Source organism: Burkholderia sp. MR1-5-21 (genome assembly GCF_053427715.1).
The window spans coordinates 1-1,144 of record NZ_JBSAXD010000090.1 but is presented as its reverse complement, the minus strand read 5'-3'; the positions used below and the strand labels follow the sequence as shown (position 1 = coordinate 1,144).

The 1,144-nt window shown below is 67.3% G+C and carries 1 protein-coding gene; it reads left to right on the top strand.

Annotation, left to right across the window (positions count from 1 at the left end; translation table 11 throughout):
• Nucleotides 1–75: 75 nt before the first annotated feature.
• The coding region (locus ACV229_RS40505) for an IS110 family transposase (RefSeq protein WP_448088650.1) at nucleotides 76–1,144 on the top strand (1,069 nt) is incomplete at its 3' end.

The following is a 1,144-nucleotide window of genomic DNA, read 5'->3' as shown; positions in this document are numbered from 1 at the left end:
ATCCTATGAGCAAGGGGGCGTCGACAAACTGATACGTAAAATCAGCGTGTCGAGTCCTGTTCAAAGGAAAGCATCATGCGCACAGATCAGATGTTCACGACGGGTCGTGAGGAAGTTGTGCTGGCGGTGTCACTCGAGCTTGCTGCCGCGAAGTGGAAAGTCGCGCTGCACGACGGCCGGCGCGAGAAGCCTTCCGTGCACACGGTGGCGCAGCCCCAAGCCGCGGCGCGCCTGCACACGGTGCTGGACCTGATCGAGGCGCACCGGGAGAAGTGGTCGCTGCCGGCCGGCCTACGCATCGTCGTCAGCTACGAAGCCGGCCAGGATGCGTTCTGGATCTGTCGCGCGCTGCAGGCGCACGCCATCGAGTGCTATGTCGTCGATCCGGCGAGCATTCCGGTCGAACGCCACAAGCGGCGCGCGAAGACCGACCGGCTTGATGCGATCAAGTTGGTGATCAACCTGCGCGCGTGGCTGCGCGGCGAGTGCGACCGCATGCACGTGGTGCACGTGCCCTCGCCACAGGACGAGGCATCGCGCCAGCTGATGCGCGATCGCGGCCAACTGCAAAAGGAAGTGCTGCAGCATCGCGACCGGATGCGCAAGCTGCTGGCCACGCTCGGCTGCTGGGACGAGGTCGATCATAAGGCCTTCGCCGGCCGCCTCGCCCGCAACCAGGTGCGGTGCCACGACGGCGCACCGCTGCCGCCCGAGCTACGTGAGCGGCTGCTGCGCGAGTGCGAACGGCTGGCGCTGGCGGAGCAGCAACTCGCCGCACTCGAGAAGACGCGCCAGGCCAGCATACCGGCCCCCGCGCGCCAGCGAAGTGATGCCCTGGCGCGCCTGAAGGGGATTGGCGAAGTGGGCGCGTCGCGCCTCGCGCTCGAACTGTTCTGGAGGGAGTTCAGCAACCGGCGCCAGGTCGGGGCGTGTGTCGGGCTGGCGCCGCAGCCCTACGACAGCGGCGAGAGCCAGGTCGACCAGGGCATCAGCAAACAGGGCAACCGGCGCGTACGCGCGTTACTGGTCGAGATGGCGTGGACCTGGCTGCGCTACCAGCCCGGCAGTGCACTGACGCAGTGGTTCAACCAGCGCACGAAGGGCACGGGACCGAACCGCCGCGCGCGACGGATCGCGATCGTAG